This is a genomic window from Streptomyces sp. HUAS TT11, assembly GCF_051553595.1.
Taxonomy (GTDB): Bacteria; Actinomycetota; Actinomycetes; order Streptomycetales; family Streptomycetaceae; genus Streptomyces.
This window is the reverse complement of sequence record NZ_CP196184.1, coordinates 9,655,498-9,671,990: the sequence shown is the minus strand read 5'-3', so window position 1 is coordinate 9,671,990 and position 16,493 is coordinate 9,655,498. Positions and strand designations below refer to the sequence as shown.

Genomic DNA, 16,493 nt, shown 5'->3' with positions numbered 1-16,493 from the left:
GCACGCCGCGGTCGACGCTCCCGGACCGGCCGGGCGGCCGCCCGGCGCGCGCACCGGCGCGCGGTCGCGCGCTGTTCGCTCAGCCGGTGAACCCGGCCTCGTCCAGCGCCTTGTCGATGCGGGCCCGGTGCTCCTGCTCCCAGTCGTCGAGGCCCTGCTCGGCCTCCTTCGCCAGCCGTGCGCGCGCCGCCGCGAGGACCTCCTGCGCGCGGGCGGCGGGCACCACCACGACGCCCTCCTCGTCGGCGATCACGATGTCTCCCCCGCGCACCAGCACCCCGCCCGCGCGGGCCGGTTCACCGAGGCTGCCGAGCCCCCGCTTCGCGCCGGGGATGGGGATGACACCGCGCGCGAACACCGGGAAGCGGGCCTCGCGTACTTCGCCCAGGTCGCGGATGAGGCCGTCGGCCACGACAGCGGCCACGCCCCGGCGCTGGGCAATGGCGCACACATTGCCTCCGGCCAGCGCGTAGTTGAGGTCGCCGGACTCCACCACGATCACCGAGCCGGGCTCGGCGCGGTAGATCGCCGCGTGCAGCATCAGGTTGTCGCCCGGCGCGCACCGCACCGGGTACGCCGGCCCGGCCACGTGCGGTGCGCCCCACAGCGGGCGGATGCCGATGTCCATCACCTGCTCACGACCCACGAGGTCCGCGACGGCCGTGGTGGGAATGTCCTCGAAAGCGCTGCCCATGATGTCCTCCCCGATACGGTCCGGCCCGGCAACGCGCCGCGCCGCCCGCCGCCATCCTCCTCCCGGGCAGGGCAGGAGGACGCCGGTGCCGCCCGGTGACGGTGATCACTTTCCTGGACCGGTCGGGGTTCGGCCCCTCAACGTCGCCGCACGGCTGGGCGGCTGTTCACTGAGCGGTGTCATGGGGTGTCAGCGCGAGCATGTCCGGGCCGATTTCGGGTCAGTTCGTCTGCCGGCGGGCCTGCTTCACCTCGCGGGCGACGGTGAAGGCGTCGGCGACCGGCCCCAGGTGGCCGAGCTTGTCGGGGTTGATCACCGAGCGGATGGTCTGGATCCGCCCGTCGAGTACGTCCAGGGCCAGGGTGTGGAGCACTCTGCCGTCGCGGTCGCGGAAGATCGCGCCGGGCTGGCCGTTGACCTCGGCCTGCGTGAACGTCACGTCGATGCGGGCCATCAGGGGGAAGACGGAGGCGAGCAGCCGGGCCACGTTCCCGGCGCCGAGGACGGCCTTCGCCAGCTGCGGGGCCTTGCCGCCGCCGTCACCGACCATCGACACGTCCGCGGCGAGGAGATTCTGCAACCCGTGCACGTCGCCTTCGCGCAGGGCGTCGAAGAACCGTGCCGCCAGCTCCTGCCGCTCCTGGCGGTCCGCCTCGAACCGTGGCCGTCCGTCCTGCATGTGGCGCCGCCCCCGCACCAGCAGCTGCCGGCACGCCGCTTGCGAACGCCCCACCGCCGCGGCGATCTCGTCGAAGCCGAAAGCGAACACCTCCCGCAGTACGAACACCGACCGCTCCAGCGGGCTGAGCCGTTCCAGGAGCAGCAGCGCCGCCATCGACACCGAATCGGCCAGCTCGGCCGCTCGTGCCGGGTCCTCGTAGGGATCGCTCAGCAGCGGCTCCGGAAACCACGGTCCGACGTACTGTTCCCGCCGCACCCGCGCGGAGCGCAGCACATCGATCGCGACACGGGTCACGGTGGTGGACAAGAACGCTTTGAGGGACGCGGGCCGGGTCGGCGAGGCGTCGAAGCGGAGCCAGGTCTCCTGCACCGCGTCCTCCGCCTCGCTCACACTGCCCAGAATCCGGTAGGCGATCGAGAACAGCAGCGGCCGCAGCTCCTCGAACTCCTCGACCTTGCTCACAGACTCTGCTCCCTCATGTCCTTGCGCCCGATCGTGTCCTTACGCCCGGTCGGCTTCGGGCCGGCCGGAGACGGTCTGCGAAGATCATCCGGTTCGTCGGCGGAACCGGGCAACACCCCCTGGCTCCCGGCCGTGGCCTCAGTCCGCTCCACGGCCCGGAACCTGACGGCTGTTCAGTGGAACTGTCCGGGCTCGTAGTCGCCGGCCGGCTGCCGGGCGATGATGTTCAGCCGGTTCGCCGTGTTCATGAAGGAGACCAGGACCACCAGGGCGACGAGCTGCTCTTCGTCGTAGTGCGTGGCCGCACGCGCCCAGAGCGCGTCGCTGACTCCGCCGGCGCCGTCCGCGACCCGGGTCGCCTGTTCGGCCAGTTCCAGGGCGGCCCGTTCGGCCTCGGTGAAGACCGTCGCCTCCCGCCATGCCGCCACCAGATGCAGTCGCACCGCGCTCTCGCCGGCGGCCGTGGCGTCCTTGGTGTGCATGTCGATGCAGACGGCGCAGCCGTTGATCTGGCTGACGCGCAAGGCCACCAGTTCCTGTGTCGCGGCCGGCAGCGGCGACTCCTTGAGCGCCTTGCCTGCGGACATCAGGTGCTTGAGGGCCTTCCCCGCCGTCGGGCTGGCGAAGTAGTTCACTCGTGCGTCCATCACGTGCTCCTCGGGAATCGTCGGTGGCTGCACCCGAGACGAGGCAGCCCCGCTCCCTGTGACACGGTGGCGCGGCACCCTGAGTCGAAGACATGAACGCAAGGCCTGCCGGGGCCGTTGTGTCCCCCGGTCAAACAGACCGCAGTGAGACTCGACGCTGCGGTGCCGACCACGGCCGCCGCCCCCGGGGCATCTATACCCCACATGTATAGCCCGCATGTATAGTCGCCGTGTATAGCTGCTGTGTATAGATGCGTAAGGATCTTCGAGATGGTGGGCGCTTCCCTTCCTGTGGCAAGAGTCAGCCGATGGTGGCTGTCCGCGGCAGTAGCCGGTATCGCCCTTGGTGTCCTCACCAACCTCGCTCAGGGCTGGCTCCCCGGCTCGTTCAACCAGATCGCGAATTCCGGGGCACTGTGGAGTGTTCCTGCCTTCGCCGCCGGCGCGGTGGTCGCAGAGAAGACGGCCGTACGTGCGTCGGCGCTCGTCGGCCTGTGCACCACGATCGGTCTGGTCGTCGGCTACTACGGCTACGCCGAGCTGGGCCGGTCCGGCATGGGCAGCCTGGCCTGGCCCCTGGTGTGGTTGGTGATGGCCGTCGTCAGCGGTCCTCTGTTCGGCGTCGCGGGGGCGTGGTGGCGACGGGGACACACCACGCTCCGACGCGTGGTCGGACTGGCCGCGCTCGCCGGAGTGTTCGGCATGGAGGCCATCCTGGCGGCCTGGGCGCTGCACTACGAGGGTCAGGCGTGGGGCTGCGCTGCGCTGCTCGTCCTCGTGCCGTTGACGATGGCCCGCAGGCACAAGGAACGCGCGCTCACCCTGCTGACCGCCCTGGTCTTCTCGCCGATCGCCTACGGTGTGGTCGAACTTCCCCTCCAGCACCTCTCGCCGTGATACCCGAAGGAAGCGGAAAACGGCCGCGGGGCTGCGGGGCGACCGAAGGGCCCATCCGCCCTGGAGTCCCCGCGGCCGTCCGGTCAGGCGCGGTCGGTCAGCTCCTCGGCGAACACCTGTGACAGCGGCTGCGGTCCCACGTACTGCTGGCAGTTGCACTGGCCGGCCTCGTAGCGCAGGGGCTTTTTGTTCTCGTCCCACGCCGTGGGCACCTCGACGCGTTCGTGGCACCGGCCCTGCTTGTCGTGCTTGGCCAGATGGTGCGTGCACCCGCACACCGGCTCCGGCGGCTGGTGCGCCGCCTCGACGGCCAGGCGTTCCTGCCGGGCCGCCTCCATCAACTGCATCTTGCGTTCATGCCGGTTGCGCAGGGCGGTGCGGATGTTGTCGGCCACCCACGCGAAGCCGCCCGTCCAGAAGATGATGAGGACCCACCAGAACCAGTCCACCCGCTGCTCCTTCCCCCGTGTCCTGCTGCGGCTTCAGGATAGAGGGCCGGTCGAGGAAAGCCCCGGGCGCCGACCGGGACACCGGAGCGGACCTCGGCCCGAGCCGATGGCGTGAGGGGCAACAGGTGCGGCCCGCCCGGCGGAAGAGGGCTCAGGGCGTGCGGGGGCGAAGCAGCCGTGCGCGCCGGCGCCGCCGGATGTCGTCCTCGGCATCACCGGCCGGCGGCGCGGGCGCAGGCCGGCCCGGCCCGGCTCGCAGCCCGGCGCCGTAACGGTCCCTATGCCGGTGGATCTCGTCCGGCTGCGGACCGGCCGGCCACCCGATCAGCAGGTAGTCCTCGACGGGTTCGTGGGCGTCGCCGTCCGAGGCGGTGTCACGGCCCCGCGCATGTACCCGAACGCGATAGGTGCCCGGTCCCTGCGGCGTCAGCAGGGGCAGTCGGGGGGTGTCGCTCATGACGCTCGTGACGCGCAGCGCGCCGGTGGCGGTCTCCACACTGTGGTCGGCGATCTCCTCCCATGCGCCCCTCTCCACGCGGGTGGGGGGACGCACCCGCACCCGCACCCGGACGTGGACCCAGCCCGTGCTGATGCCGGTGCAGATCACGGCCATGCCCGGCTGTGAGAAGACCAATCCGTTGGACGGGCCGAAACCTGCCGGGGCGCGCCGGTGGGAGTCGGTCAACTCGAACGTGTGGAAGTCCACGCGCACCAGGCTGAAGGCCGTGACCGGTACCGGCTGCGCCATGCGGGCCATGCCCGGAGGTTACGCCGGGTGCAGGACAGGGCCCACGCCCGGCCGGCCGGTAGCGGCCGGCACCCGCCCGAGCGCTGTACGCCGCCCAGGGCACCCGCCCGAGCGCTGCACCGCCCGGCACGCCTGCCGGCCCACGGCGGGCCCGCCCGCGCGGCGCCGGCCGGGCGGGCGGGCGGGCCGGGCGGGGTGTCAGTGGGCGAGGGACTGGGCGGCCTGCTCGATCAGGCGGGCGACCGCGTCGGGCCGGGAGACCGCGACCGCGTGGGAGGCCTTCACCTCGACGGTGTGGGCGTGGGCGCGCTCGGCCATGAACTGCTGGGCGGCCGGCGGGATGTTGTAGTCCTCGGTGGCGATCAGGCTGAAGGAGGGGATGGTCTTCCAGGCGGCCGCACTCGCCTTCTCCTCCAGGGCCGATGCGGCGACCGGGCGCTGGGTGGCGGCCATCAGGGCGGTGACCGGCTCGGGCACGTCGGCGGCGAACTGGTCGTGGAACTTTGCGGGTTCGATGTACAGGTCGGTGCCGGTGCCGCCGGGAAGCGGGAAGGGGACGGGGGTGAGGGCGGCGCCCAGGGTGCTGCCGGGGAACTTGCCGGACAGCTCCAGCGCGCTCTCACCCTCGTCGGGAGTGAAGGCGGCGATGTAGACGAGCGCCTTGACCTGCGTGTTGCCGACCGCGGCTTCGCTGATCACGGCGCCGCCGTAGGAGTGGCCGGCGAGTACCACCGGCCCCTGCACACCCTCCAGCACGCTCGCGACATAGGCGGCGTCGTCGGCCAGGCCGCGCAGCGGGTTGGCGGCGGCGATGACCGGATATCCCGCGCGCTGCAGGCGCTCGATGACCCCGTTCCAGCTGGAGGAGTCCGCGAACGCGCCGTGCACCAGCACGATCGTCGGGAGGGACGGGGTGCCGGCCGAGTGGTTCACGGGCTTGAGGTTCATGACGGGACACTCTCCTTCTCATCAAAGCGCGCCATGGACGGCGCAGTTGTGGCACTGCCTCTCCCCTGGCCTGCCGGCCCGGGGCGACACCGAGAAACCTAGTACACGTTTACATTGTGCGCAATCTAATCGCGTGAGAGTCCTGGGAGGGGTGCGGGCCGGGGGGCGGACGTGGCGCGACCGGCACCGGCCGCAGCGGCGGCCGGTGCCGGTCGAACCGGTGCAGCAAGTCTGTACCGCCACATGGGTCAGGCCTGAACGGCTGCACGAGTGGGGCGTGAACGGCCGCACGAGTGAAGCCTGGACGGCCACGAGAGTGAGGTCGGGGTCGCGTCGGCCGGGGGCACGATGTCGAGCCTTTGGCCCGGTCCGCCGGCACGCCGCAGATGGGGTACGGATTCGTCGCCCTGCATCCGGGCCCACTTCCGCCGAGGACGCCCCACCAGCGTTGTGCGATCCCGGGAATCCGACGAGGGCGTTTTGAAGACAGGCGGCCAGGGCGCGGGAGACAAGTGGCCGGCCTGGCCCCCCGGCAAACCGTGGATGCCCTTTCGTGTACATACCGAACGCCCAGCGATGACCGGGGGCAACCCTGAGGCACAGGGACCGTTCCTCGACCTGATGGTTCGACAGGCACACCGATACAGATTCTACCGGTGGTAGAATTCCGGTATGAGTAAACCGACCAGCATCAAGACCACAGAGGCTGTACGCGACCGACTGCGCATTCTCGCAGCGGAACGCGGTACGACGATCACGGAATTGCTGGAGGAGCTCGCCACAGGCGAACTGACCGAGGCCGAGCGGGCAGAACGCGCCGCTGAAGCTGCACAGGAGCTTGGTGTCGACTACACCGCGCAGGTCGAGGACGCAGGCCGGTCCGCCTGGGAGAAGATCCGCGCACACCAGAGCAGCGCTACAGCGTGAGTCTGACAGCCGTCTTGGATCACACCGCGCTGACCGCCCTGTACCGGGCAGACCACTTTTTCGCCGGCTTGTACATCGAGGCCTCCCGGGGTACCGGGCGCGTCCTCATCCCGTCGCTGGCCGTCGTGGCCGCTGAGCGCCGCACCCCAGGCTCCGGCGCCCACGCCGCATCGCTCCGCTTCGCCGAACAGGTGCCGTTCACCTCGCTGCATGCCCGGCAAGCCATAGTGTGGCCAAGCAGCGAGTGGCCGGTGGCCCACTGTGCGGCAATCGCCCGGCAGGCCGCGAAAGCGGGTGATCCCGTCACCGTCCTCTCCCTCGATCCCCGGCTGTATGCAGGCACCGGCATCACTGCGCTGAATCCGGCAGAGTAACCACGAGCGGATGCAGGAGGGGGACAGCCCGCACGGTCTGATGGTTCGTCATCGCACGTGGGGCGGGTGCGGTCCTGCTCTCGTCGTGCCCTGTCCACCGCGCGGACTGCCTACTTCTTGCCGGTGTCAGTCGGCCAGCGCCGCCGCGGTGACGCGGGCGAAGCCTTCCGGGTTGTCCAGCATCATGTTGTGCCCGCACTCCGGGACCGGGACCACGCTCACCCCGGCTGCGGTGAGCGCATCGGTGCCCGGGAGCGGGCCGTCGGCCTCGGGCAGCAGGTAGGCGCGGGGAATGGCCAACTCCAGCAGCAGCTCACGCATGGTGGGGACGGAGCCGCGGGTGAGGTGGACCGCGCTGCGGTGCAGGGCCTCCCGGCCGGCCAGGCGCCTCGTGGCCCACCAGTGGGCGCCGGCCCGGTCGCGGATGTCTTTCCAGCCGCCCGCCAGGAACTCCTGCTCGGAGTAGGCGGCGATGCCGCTGCTGCCCGCGGAGGTGGGGTCGGGCGGGATCGGGTCGAGGTTGGCGTCGACCAGGACCAGGCGGGAGACCAGGTGGGGGTGGCGGGTGGCCAGCACGACGGCCACCGAGCCGCCCATGCTGTGCGCGATCAGTTCGGCGCCGGTGACACCCGCAAAGGTCAGTGCCGCGGCGAGGGCATCGGCGTGCGAGTGCAGGGTGTAGTCGAAGTCCGTCGGCCGGTCGCTGATGCCATGCCCGAGCAGGTCGATCAGCAGCGAACGCAGGCCGGCCAGCAGCGGATGGACCGCAACCTGGGTGAAGTAGGCCGGCGACGTGGCGCCCAGACCGTGGACGTAGACGCGTGCGGGTTCGCGCCCCGGCAGCTCGACCCAGCGGATCCGGTCACCCTCGGGTGTCACGACGGCGTCGCGCACAGCCTGCTCCCCTTGCACTCAAGATCGACGGCAGCCGAGCAAACCCACCGGGGCTCGGCGCACCGCCGTCGGCCCGGCGCGGGATCGTGCGGGTGCACCGACCGGGTGCGCCGCACGCGGGCCCGCGTGGGAGGGCCCGCGTGGAGGGGTTCGTTCGGCTGCAGGGTGGGTGGGTGGTCAGGATGCGGGGACGGGGCAGCGGCGTTCGGTCCTGGTCTCGGTGGCGGGGTTTCCGTACCAGCGGGCCCCGGCGGGGACTTCCTCGCCCTTCATGAGGAACGAGTCGGGTGCCAAGGTGGCGTCCGCTCCCACGCTCACGCCGTAGTGGACATGGGCGGCCACGCCGAGGGTGACGCCGCAGTGCAGCGTGCTGTGGTCGGACTTGAACGTGCCGTCCTCCTGCGAGTGGCACTGGATCCTGCTGGCGAGGTTGAGGGTGCAGTCGTCGCCGATCGCGGCCAGCGTGCGGTCGGTGAGGTAGCAGCCGTCGTCGAAGACCCGCCGGCCGACCCGGGCCCCCATCAGACGCCAGGCCAGCGGTTTGAAGGGGGTGCCGTTGAAGATGTGGAAGTACTCCACGGGCAGCTTCCACAGCCGCTCGTGCAGCCAGAAGTCCCGGTGGTAGATCGAGCACAACTGCGGGCGCAGTGGGCGGAACCGGCCCACCAGGCGTTCCACGAGGATGAGGTAGAAGGCGGTGAACACCACGGTGAGCGCCGTGGACACGGCGACCATCACCGATCCCGCCGCGCCGCGGGCGGCGAGAGTGGCCATGCCCAGGAGGGTTATGGCGAAGAAGTACACCCAGCCGGCGCCCAGGAACAGGCCCATGGTGGCCAGGTTGTAGCGGTTCTTCACGGCGAGGTGGCGGGGCAGTTCGTCGCCGGCCAGGAAGTGGTCGAAGCGGCTGTCGCGCTCCACCGACCGCGGGATCTCGAAGGGCGGCGAGCCGAGCAGGCCGACCCCCTCGTGAACCGGACCGTCCAGCGGCACCATCACCTTCGTCGCCAGCAGGCAGTTGTCGCCGGTGCGGGCGCCGACGGGGAAGGCGATGTTGTTGCCGATGAAGTTGTCCCGGCCGATCCGCGCCTCGCCGACGCGGAAGGAGGTGCTGGAGAAGTCGGCGTTCACCACGGACAGGCCGTCGGCCACCATCGTGCCGGTCCCCACCGCGCTGTGGAACGGCGACTCGTGCTCCACCTCGGTGCCGAAGTTGGAGCCGGTCTGCTGCACCGGGGTGAGCTTGTAGCCGAGCCCTTTGAGGTAGTGGACGATGTAGGAGCTGTCGCCGAACAGCCGCTTGAAGAACTTGACGTTGGTGGTGCGGGCGATCGTCCGGTGCGCCGAGTAGTGCATCCCGTACAGCGGATACACGGTGTCCGGTTTGACCAGCCGGTTGAGCAGGCGCGGCACCGTGCACAGCGCCGTGGTGCCCAGGACGACGAATCCGAAGAACACAAGCGCCGACACCCGCAGCGCGTCGGTGTAGAAGCCGGCCGTGGTGATGCCGGGCGTGTCCGTTGCGGTGGTGCCCACCGTGCGGGCGATCGCCGGGGAGGTGGCCAGCAGCATGTAGGAGCCGCCCACCGCCAGCGGCACCACCACGAACAGAACCTGCGCCAACGTCATCGCCGCATAGGCGGTTCGGCGGGCGGTGCCGCAGCGCGCCGGCGGCACCGGCGTCATGCCGGTGCGGGCCGGCTGCGCCGGTGAGCCGTGCCAGTACTCGCCGCCCGGGATGCGCTGGCCGCGGTGCAGTGAGGAGGCGTGGCCCAGCCGGGCACCGTCACCGACGAAGGTGTCGATGTCGAAGACGGTCTTCTCGCCGATCACGACGTTGCTGCCGAAGGTGACCGGGCCGGTCTGGATACGGCCGCCTTGCGCCCGGTAGCACAGGAAGAACGACTCCTTGCGCAGCACCGTGTCGTCCCCGATCGTCAACAGGTCGGTGCACACCGGTATGCGGCGGGAGAGGATCGTGACACCGCTGCCGATCCGCGCGCCCAACAGGCGCAGATACAGCACGTAGAGCGGATTGCCCACGAAGAAGAACATCGGGTTGGCGCGCACCAGCACCCGCACGATCCAAAACCGCACGTAGGCAAGCCCCCACAGCGGGAACTCGCCGGCTTTCCAACGGCCCACCAGGATCCACTTGGCCGCGATCGGGAAAACGCACAGCGCCACGAAACCGGCCCCGCCGAACACCACCGACCGCAGGTAGATGCGCAGCACCCCCTCACCCGCGGCCACCCAGTGGTAGCCGCGGGCGGCCACCAGCCCGACGACGAAGACGTAGCCGACGAACAGCAGCATCTGCACCGCCCCGCACAGCATGTAGCGGCGGGTACTGACCCGGACCGGCGCTTCCGCCTGCACCGGCCCCGACTCGGGTTCGGGCGCCGGCTCCTCGCCGTCCCCGCCCACCGCAGCGGCCAGGCTCCTAATCGTCGGATGCTGATAGATGTCCTTGATCGACACCGAGGGCAGGTCCGCGCGTTTCCTCACCCGCGCGCAGAACTGCGCCATGACCAGTGAATTCGCGCCCAGCTCCTCGAAGAAGTGCCCGTCGAGGCTCACCTGGTCCCTCTGCAGGACCCCGGCGAGGACGTCGGCGAACCGACTCTGGAGAGCAGCTGGTGAATCGACATACCCGTGGTTGCCGTTTCCCGACGTATCGGTTTCAGACGTATCGGGAGACGTGTCGGTTTCAGACGTGTCGGTTTCAGATGCCGAAATTCCGGCAGGACGCACCATATGACAGGCCCTTCGAGATACTCGGTCGCCGATACGACTCCACGCGACCTCCCCCCGGGCGGGCGTTCCGGCCCGGGCAAGGAAGGTCAGCTCGACTCCGCCGGGCACCGAGAACACACCCAGTCTCCGCCATCACCCCCACCACGGCCACCGGAACTGCATACCGCGCCCCCGGTACGCAGGCCCGACAGGCCGACCCGCCCGCCGGGCCCTGCGGGCCGCCACCCGCCCGGGCCGGTGGCGGGTACGGGCACACCCGCCCGCGTACGGGTACGGGGCTTGGGCTTTGGGGCTTGGGCTTTGGGGCTTGGGGCTCGGGGCTTGGGCTTTGGGGCTTGGGGCTTGGGCCTTGGGGCTCGGGCATCCGGTATCGAGGGTCAGGCGTCGGACACCGGGCATCCGGCGCCTTTGACTCGCCTCGCGTGGCCCGGCCTGGCCTGACTGGCCTGCGGTGCCGGCCGTGGGGCCGTCGATGCCCTTCGCCTTCGTCCCGTCTGGCCTGCGCTGCCGGGTGCAGGGGCGAGGGCTGCCAGGGGCGGGGGCTGCCTAGGACAGCGGCCGGCCGGCCAGGCCGGCCCGGTGGGCGGCGCGGGGCGCCAACGTCATCGGTCCGATCCAGCCCCGGCGGACCAGGGCGATCTGGGACGGCAGCGGCGATACGGGGTCGACGGACCTGCCCCGTGACCAGTTCTCCAGCAGCCCCTCGGTGGTCTCGATGGCGGACACCACCAAGGTCACCTCCAGATCCCCCTCACCCCAGGTGTTCCACAAGGCCCAGCCCTCGGGCCTGGGCGCGACGCCGAGGCGCGCACACGCCTCCTCGTAGCTCTCCTGGACCCCGGCCGGCATGACCTGGGGCCTGAACACGGCGGCCCCCGACCAGTCTGGTCAGGGGCCGGTCCTCCTGCGTGCATCCGTCGCCCGGGAAGTGGTAGCTGCGCAGGGCCCGGGCCAGGGCGTTCACGCTCGCCTGCAGCGGTGTCGCATCCTCGGGGTCGGCCGGGAGGCAGACCCAGCCTTCCCGAAAGGCCTCCACGCTGACGCGGTGGGCGAGACGCTCGATCTCCCGGAGGTAGTCCTCTTCGCCGAGCTCGGGTGCGGTCATGGCGGGAAGTGTCGCAGCACGGCACCCGGCGCCGACACAGGTTATCGGCGGGAGCACACAATCGGCCGGCCGGGGACATTCCTCACCTCTCACCCGTGCCGTGGCGCGCTCCCCCCCGGCCACCAGGGAAAACCACGCCCCGATGTGGGCGGCGGCGGACGGAAGGGAACGGGAGGGGACGGGAGGGACGGTGAGGGACGGTGAGGGACGGGGAGGGGCGGGGAGGGGCGGGGAGGGGCGGGGAGGGGCGGGGAGGGGCGGGAGGGGGCGTGATGGTGCGCGGATGGGCGAGATGGCTGAAGCCCCGCACGCAGAGTGAGTCAGGCGGGAAGGGCGGGAAGCCCTAACGGCGAGTTTCGTATGCCCACTGTCGACGGGATGGAGCCCAGTGATGGCCACCGCAGCGGGCCCGGCCTGGGCGCTTGCGACGGCACCGAGCAGTCTGCAACTGCCCGGAATCGTCCTTGGAGTGGGCCTCGGCGGGTTCGTCGACGGCATCCTGCTGCACCAGCTCCTGCAGTGGCACCACATGCTCTCCAGCACCAACCACGACCGCATCGGGGTGAAGTACTACAACCCCCACACGGTCTCGGGGCTGGAGATGAACACCCTGTGGGACGGCATCTTCCACGCCGTGTGCTGGATCGCGGTCCTGTGGGGCCTGGCCCTGCTGTATGCGCGTGTCACCCACAACCGGCGGGCCGTGTGGACCTCGCGGGTCCTGTGGGGCTGGATGCTCGTCGGCTGGGGCCTGTTCAACCTGGTCGAGGGCATCCTGGACCACCAGATCCTGGGCATCCACCACGTTCACGGCGGCCCCTACCAGGCCTGGTGGGACACCGGCTTCCTCGTCCTGGGCGGCCTGTTCCTGATCGGCGGCTACCTGCTCCAGCGCAGCGGCCGACCCGTCGACCCCGGGAGCGACCGCGGCGCCGTGACGCACCAAGGCCGCACCTGATGGACGGCATGCACCACCACGACGGCGGAACGAGCCTGCCGTGGACGTCCCTGACCGCGCTGCTCCTCCTCCTCGCAGCCGGCGGCGCCTACCTGCTCGCTGCGCAACAGGCTCGGCGCCGCAACCGGGCACGGGGCTGGAGTACCTGGCGGACGACGTCGTTCGTTACAGGGCTGGCTCTGCTCGCCGTCGGGCTGCTGCCGCCGCTGGACTCAACCGCGCACACAGACTTCCGCGCCCACATGGCCCAGCACATGCTCATCGGCATGTACGCCCCGCAAGCCCTCGTGCTCGCCGCACCGCTCACGCTCCTGCTGCGCACACTGCCCACCTCCACAGCCCGCAAGGTGACGGCGGTCCTGCACAGCCGGCCCGCCCGCGTGCCGGCGCATCCCGCGACGGCGTTCGCGCTGAGCACCGGCTCCCTGGCCGCGCTGTACTTCACCCCCCTGTACAACACCGCCTGGGGCCACCCGGCAGGGCACTGGCTCATGCACGCGCACTTCCTGGCCTCCGGCTGCCTGCTCGCCCACGCCATCGCCGGCCCCGACCCCGCACCCGCCCGGCCCGGCGTGCGGGCCCGCCTCGTATACCTGGGCGCTGCCATCACCGCACACGCCCTGATCGCCCAGGCCATGTACGGCGGGTTCTTCGTCGACATCCGCGCCCCCATCAGCCAGGTGCAGCAGGGCGCGGAGATCATGTACTACGGCGGGGACATCGCCGAACTCCTGCTGGCCGGCGCGCTGATGGCGACCTGGCGTCCCGAGCGCCGCACCAAGGCCGTCACGATGACCCCGAAACCCGGCCCGAGGGCAGGCGCACCGGCACCCCGGTAGGCCAGGACCGCTGCCGACCGGCCTCCCGGCGTGCCCCAGTCGTGCCCGGCAGCTCGCCTCCCGGCCTTGTCGTCCAAGGACGGACGGCCGGCGACGACACGGCCGGCAACCATCCACGCCGGCCCCGGGCAGGGCGGCTGACCTGCCCGGGGCCGGGCAGAAGCTGAGCGGTTCCTGCATGATGTGTTCGAATTTGATAGGGGTCGGCGGTCGGCCCCGCACGACGGAGGGTGGGGACATGATGCGGAAGGTCTATCACGAGGAGCTGGCCTCGATCAGTGATCGCCTGGTGGAGATGGCGAACCTGGTCGGCTCGGCCATCGGCCGGGCCACGACCGCTCTCATGGATGCCGATCTGGAGCTTGCCGAGCGCGTGATAGCGGCCGACGAGAAGGTCGATGACCTCCAGCGTGACCTGGAGAACCAGGCGATCGCGGTACTGGCGCGGCAGCAGCCGGTCGCCACCGACCTGCGCATCGTGGTCACGTCGCTGCGGATGAGCGCGGACCTGGAGCGCTGCGGTGACCTGGCCCAGCATGTGGCCAAGCTGGCCCGGATGCGCTACCCCGAGAAGGCGGTGCCGCGCGATCTGCGCCGCACGATTTTGGAGATGGGCCAGCTCGCGCAGCGCCTGATGGCGCAGGCCGCCGAGGTGGTCCTCACCCAGGATGTCGATGCGGCCCTGCAGGTGGAGAAGGACGACGACCGCATGGACGAGCTGCACCGCATGATCTTCCAGCACCTGATGGACGACCGGTGGCAGCACGGCGTGGAAACCGCCGTGGACGTCACCCTCGTCGGCCGCTACTACGAGCGGTTCGCCGACCACGCGGTCTCGGTGGCCCGGCGCGTCATCTACCTGGTGACGGGCGAGCACGCCGACGAGATTGCCGCGAACGAGCCCGCCTGACCCCGGACCGGAACCGGGTACTCGTGCCCGCTCTCGGGTTGCGCCGTGCCCGCCCGTTCCCAGGCTGTGCAGCAGGCGAGCCGGGGGGACAGCAACGCTGATCGCGCTTCGGCAGAGGTCAGGCGTTCCTGGATCAGCCGCCTTCCGCACACGGCGTCTTCCCCCGGTGGTGCAGGTGGTGTCGCTGTTGCACGGGGATGTCCTTCAGTGTGAGGGTGAAGGGAAGAACGCAGGCATGACCGGCGCACGGCCGGACAGGCGTCTTAGGGAATGCGGTCACCCCCTATCTCGGAGGGAACGTGGATATCCGCTCGCACGAGTCCCCCGGCGTGGTTCAGGAGCCGGGGAGTCCTGCCGACGAGGTTCAGCAACTCCAGGCCAAGGTCGCCCAGCTCGAGCGTGCCGTGCACTCCCACGCCGTGATCGATCAGGCGATCGGTGTCGTGGTCGCCGTGGGACGTCTGACCCCCGCGGAGGCCTGGGACCTGCTGTGCGAGACGTCCATGTGTACGAACACCAAACTGCGGCACGTGGCCGACCTGGCCGTCACATTGGGTGTCACCGGCAACCTCACGGCAGACATCCGCAAAGAACTGGCCCGCAGGCTGGACGGCGAGAACTGATCCCACACCGTCCAGCCTCGTGCTGTGAACCCCGGCTGCTACGGCATCGCTTCACGTGACCGGGGCCGGCACCGCGGTTCTTGGCGGTGCACCCCGCGATCCACCCGGACGACCCGACCGCAGTTCCGGCCTGGACGCAGGCCGGCCGGCAACGACAGTCGGACACCGGGTCCAGGCCGGCTCGCCGCCGGGCGCCGGAAGATGTCGCAACGCGCTGTGTGGCCCGGGCCCGTTGTCAGTGGCCGCCGCTAGGGTGCGGCGCAACTGACCGCTCACCCCCATCCGGGAGGAATCATGGCCTCACGTCTCAACCCGTACCTGATGTTCGCCGGCGACGCCCGGCAGGCCCTTGAGTTCTACAAGGAGGTCTTCGGCGGCACCCTGGTCCTCAGCACCTACGGCGAGGCCGGCCAACCCGACACCGCCATGGCCGACAAAATCATGCACGGCATGCTCGAAACCCCCAGCAACTACACGCTGATGGGCGCCGACACCCCCGCCGGCGAACACAAACCGGGAAACGCCTACTCCGTGAGCCTGAGCGGCGACGACGACACGGAACTGCGCGGCTACTGGGAAAAGCTGTCCGACGGCGCCACCGTCGCCGTCCCCCTGGACAAGCAGATGTGGGGCGACGTGTTCGGCATGTGCACGGACCGCTTCGGCATCACCTGGATGGTCAACATCGCCCAGCCGCAGGGCTGACAGCAGTCCGCCCGCAGCCGGTCGGGCGCCCAAGCGGCGCCCGGCCGGCGGCCGCGCCCATCACCCCGTGCACGCCGGACACGGCCATACCCTCCCCCGCACCCGCACCCGCACCCGCACCCGCCCCGGACACCGGCACGCCCACCACACCCCGCAACGACGTATGCCCGCCACACGGAACCATCCCCTCCAACCCCCAACACCCCGCAACGACGTGTGCCCGCCATACGGAACCATGCCCTCCAACCCGCAGCACACCGCACGACGTGTGCCCGCTACACGGAACCATGCCCTCCACCCCGCAGCACCCCGCACCGGCAACGACGAACCTCCCGGGCGCGGACGCCGAGGACCTCGCGCTGTACCGGGACAAGCTCCGCCGCCGACTGCCGCAGTCGCTCCACGCGTTGCGCGGCCCGACCCAGGGAGCCGCGGAACCGCCGCCGCACATGGCCCGGTCCGGGATGACCTCGTACGACATCGACAAGCCCCGCCGGCGCACGGGCCCGTACCCCACCGTCCTGCACGAGGGGCCGGCGCGAGGACCTGCCCCGCCACCTCAACCAGGGCCTGCCCCTGCAGATGCGGCCCGTGCTGCGCACCCTCCGCGGCCGCACCCTGCGCACCGTGCGGGAAGACGCCCTCCGCCCGCTCACCCGACGCACACGGGCAGCCGCGTGAGGGACATGCCACAGCTGCACACGCGGCTCCGGGTCCCTTGCCCGCCGGTCCTGGCCGGTTGTGCATGCCGCACGTTGTTCACGCCGCCGGACACCATGCGCGGCGGCTGAAGCGGCACCGGCTCAAGGACGTTCAGCGACAACGACTGCCGACAAAAACGGAGGCAGGCCCGGAGCCGGCCATGCTCTGACCG

At 70.8% G+C, this 16,493-nt stretch carries 17 protein-coding genes; 8 read left to right on the top strand and 9 right to left on the bottom strand.

Features of this window, described 5'->3' with window-relative positions; genetic code table 11:
• Window positions 1–79 precede the first annotated feature (79 nt).
• The 3 genes from ACSHXN_RS43555 to ACSHXN_RS43545 form a co-directional block, all read right to left on the bottom strand.
• Window positions 80–694 carry an RraA family protein gene (locus tag ACSHXN_RS43555; RefSeq protein ID WP_355136665.1) on the bottom strand — a complete coding sequence of 205 codons (615 nt, stop codon included), beginning with the start codon at window positions 692–694 and terminating at the stop codon, window positions 80–82.
• A gap of 220 nt (window positions 695–914) precedes the next feature.
• Entirely contained in the window at window positions 915–1,838 is a 924-nt protein-coding gene (locus ACSHXN_RS43550) for an RNA polymerase sigma-70 factor (RefSeq protein ID WP_438302327.1), read from the bottom strand.
• A 173-nt stretch (window positions 1,839–2,011) separates the two neighbouring features.
• Entirely contained in the window at window positions 2,012–2,485 is a 474-nt protein-coding gene (locus ACSHXN_RS43545) for a carboxymuconolactone decarboxylase family protein (RefSeq protein ID WP_438302328.1), read from the bottom strand.
• A 270-nt stretch (window positions 2,486–2,755) separates the two neighbouring features.
• Here ACSHXN_RS43545 and ACSHXN_RS43540 point away from each other — a divergent pair, with 270 nt between their 5' ends.
• Entirely contained in the window at window positions 2,756–3,382 is a 627-nt protein-coding gene (locus tag ACSHXN_RS43540) for a DUF6518 family protein (protein ID WP_438302329.1), read from the top strand.
• 83 nt (window positions 3,383–3,465) lie between these two features.
• On the opposite strand, the gene ACSHXN_RS43535 is transcribed toward ACSHXN_RS43540, so the two are convergent.
• From ACSHXN_RS43535 to ACSHXN_RS43525, 3 genes are all read right to left on the bottom strand, one after another.
• Complete coding sequence (locus ACSHXN_RS43535; protein WP_355136673.1) at window positions 3,466–3,831, bottom strand: hypothetical protein; 366 nt, start codon at window positions 3,829–3,831, stop codon at window positions 3,466–3,468.
• Window positions 3,832–3,982: 151 nt separating this feature from the next.
• Entirely contained in the window at window positions 3,983–4,588 is a 606-nt protein-coding gene (locus ACSHXN_RS43530; protein WP_438302330.1) for a hypothetical protein, read from the bottom strand.
• Window positions 4,589–4,777: 189 nt separating this feature from the next.
• On the bottom strand, window positions 4,778–5,527 hold the full coding sequence (locus ACSHXN_RS43525) for an alpha/beta fold hydrolase (protein WP_438302331.1): 750 nt from the start codon (window positions 5,525–5,527) through the stop codon (window positions 4,778–4,780).
• Window positions 5,528–6,199: 672 nt separating this feature from the next.
• On the opposite strand from ACSHXN_RS43525, the gene ACSHXN_RS43520 reads away from it, so the two are divergent.
• The gene (locus ACSHXN_RS43520; protein ID WP_438302332.1) at window positions 6,200–6,454 is read left to right on the top strand and encodes a ribbon-helix-helix protein; all 255 of its coding nucleotides are present in this window, start codon (window positions 6,200–6,202) and stop codon (window positions 6,452–6,454) included.
• On the top strand, window positions 6,451–6,828 hold the full coding sequence (locus ACSHXN_RS43515) for a PIN domain-containing protein (RefSeq protein ID WP_438302333.1): 378 nt from the start codon (window positions 6,451–6,453) through the stop codon (window positions 6,826–6,828). Before ACSHXN_RS43520 ends, ACSHXN_RS43515 begins: the two co-directional genes overlap by 4 nt.
• A 126-nt stretch (window positions 6,829–6,954) precedes the next feature.
• Here ACSHXN_RS43515 and ACSHXN_RS43510 read toward each other — a convergent pair whose 3' ends face one another.
• The 3 genes from ACSHXN_RS43510 to ACSHXN_RS43500 all read right to left on the bottom strand — a co-directional run bounded on the left by ACSHXN_RS43510 (window position 6,955) and on the right by ACSHXN_RS43500 (window position 11,346).
• Window positions 6,955–7,722, bottom strand: a complete 768-nt coding sequence (locus tag ACSHXN_RS43510) for an alpha/beta fold hydrolase (RefSeq protein ID WP_438302334.1) — start codon at window positions 7,720–7,722, stop codon at window positions 6,955–6,957.
• Between the two features lie 177 nt (window positions 7,723–7,899).
• Window positions 7,900–10,302 carry a Pls/PosA family non-ribosomal peptide synthetase gene (locus ACSHXN_RS43505; protein WP_438302335.1) on the bottom strand — a complete coding sequence of 801 codons (2,403 nt, stop codon included), beginning with the start codon at window positions 10,300–10,302 and terminating at the stop codon, window positions 7,900–7,902.
• A gap of 723 nt (window positions 10,303–11,025) precedes the next feature.
• Window positions 11,026–11,346, bottom strand: coding sequence for a hypothetical protein (locus tag ACSHXN_RS43500; protein ID WP_438302336.1), 321 nt, complete (start codon window positions 11,344–11,346; stop codon window positions 11,026–11,028).
• 629 nt (window positions 11,347–11,975) lie between these two features.
• Between ACSHXN_RS43500 and ACSHXN_RS43495 the strand changes: the two genes are divergently transcribed.
• The 5 genes from ACSHXN_RS43495 to ACSHXN_RS43475 all read left to right on the top strand — a co-directional run bounded on the left by ACSHXN_RS43495 (window position 11,976) and on the right by ACSHXN_RS43475 (window position 15,619).
• Window positions 11,976–12,542: a DUF2243 domain-containing protein gene (locus ACSHXN_RS43495; RefSeq protein ID WP_355136687.1), complete on the top strand. Its 567-nt coding sequence runs from the start codon at window positions 11,976–11,978 to the stop codon at window positions 12,540–12,542.
• Window positions 12,542–13,381 (top strand): cytochrome c oxidase assembly protein, encoded by an 840-nt coding sequence (locus ACSHXN_RS43490; protein ID WP_438302337.1) that lies wholly within the window; start codon window positions 12,542–12,544, stop codon window positions 13,379–13,381. Before ACSHXN_RS43495 ends, ACSHXN_RS43490 begins: the two co-directional genes overlap by 1 nt.
• A 241-nt stretch (window positions 13,382–13,622) precedes the next feature.
• The gene (gene phoU / locus ACSHXN_RS43485; RefSeq protein WP_355136826.1) at window positions 13,623–14,291 is read left to right on the top strand and encodes a phosphate signaling complex protein PhoU; all 669 of its coding nucleotides are present in this window, start codon (window positions 13,623–13,625) and stop codon (window positions 14,289–14,291) included.
• A gap of 299 nt (window positions 14,292–14,590) precedes the next feature.
• Window positions 14,591–14,914 (top strand): ANTAR domain-containing protein, encoded by a 324-nt coding sequence (locus ACSHXN_RS43480; RefSeq protein ID WP_438302338.1) that lies wholly within the window; start codon window positions 14,591–14,593, stop codon window positions 14,912–14,914.
• A 294-nt stretch (window positions 14,915–15,208) separates the two neighbouring features.
• Window positions 15,209–15,619: a VOC family protein gene (locus tag ACSHXN_RS43475; protein ID WP_438302339.1), complete on the top strand. Its 411-nt coding sequence runs from the start codon at window positions 15,209–15,211 to the stop codon at window positions 15,617–15,619.
• Window positions 15,620–16,493: the final 874 nt, after the last annotated feature.

Excerpts from the sequence above, each read along its gene's own strand:
- ACSHXN_RS43555 (WP_355136665.1), bottom strand. The coding sequence starts at position 694 with ATGGGCAGCGCTTTCGAGGACATTCCCACCACGGCCGTCGCGGACCTC.
- ACSHXN_RS43545 (WP_438302328.1), bottom strand. The coding sequence starts at position 2,485 with ATGGACGCACGAGTGAACTACTTCGCCAGCCCGACGGCGGGGAAGGCC.
- ACSHXN_RS43540 (WP_438302329.1), top strand. The coding sequence starts at position 2,756 with ATGGTGGGCGCTTCCCTTCCTGTGGCAAGAGTCAGCCGATGGTGGCTG.
- ACSHXN_RS43530 (WP_438302330.1), bottom strand. The coding sequence starts at position 4,588 with ATGGCCCGCATGGCGCAGCCGGTACCGGTCACGGCCTTCAGCCTGGTG.
- ACSHXN_RS43525 (WP_438302331.1), bottom strand. The coding sequence starts at position 5,527 with ATGAACCTCAAGCCCGTGAACCACTCGGCCGGCACCCCGTCCCTCCCG.
- ACSHXN_RS43520 (WP_438302332.1), top strand. The coding sequence starts at position 6,200 with ATGAGTAAACCGACCAGCATCAAGACCACAGAGGCTGTACGCGACCGA.
- ACSHXN_RS43495 (WP_355136687.1), top strand. The coding sequence starts at position 11,976 with ATGGCCACCGCAGCGGGCCCGGCCTGGGCGCTTGCGACGGCACCGAGC.
- ACSHXN_RS43490 (WP_438302337.1), top strand. The coding sequence starts at position 12,542 with ATGGACGGCATGCACCACCACGACGGCGGAACGAGCCTGCCGTGGACG.
- phoU (WP_355136826.1), top strand. The coding sequence starts at position 13,623 with ATGCGGAAGGTCTATCACGAGGAGCTGGCCTCGATCAGTGATCGCCTG.
- ACSHXN_RS43475 (WP_438302339.1), top strand. The coding sequence starts at position 15,209 with ATGGCCTCACGTCTCAACCCGTACCTGATGTTCGCCGGCGACGCCCGG.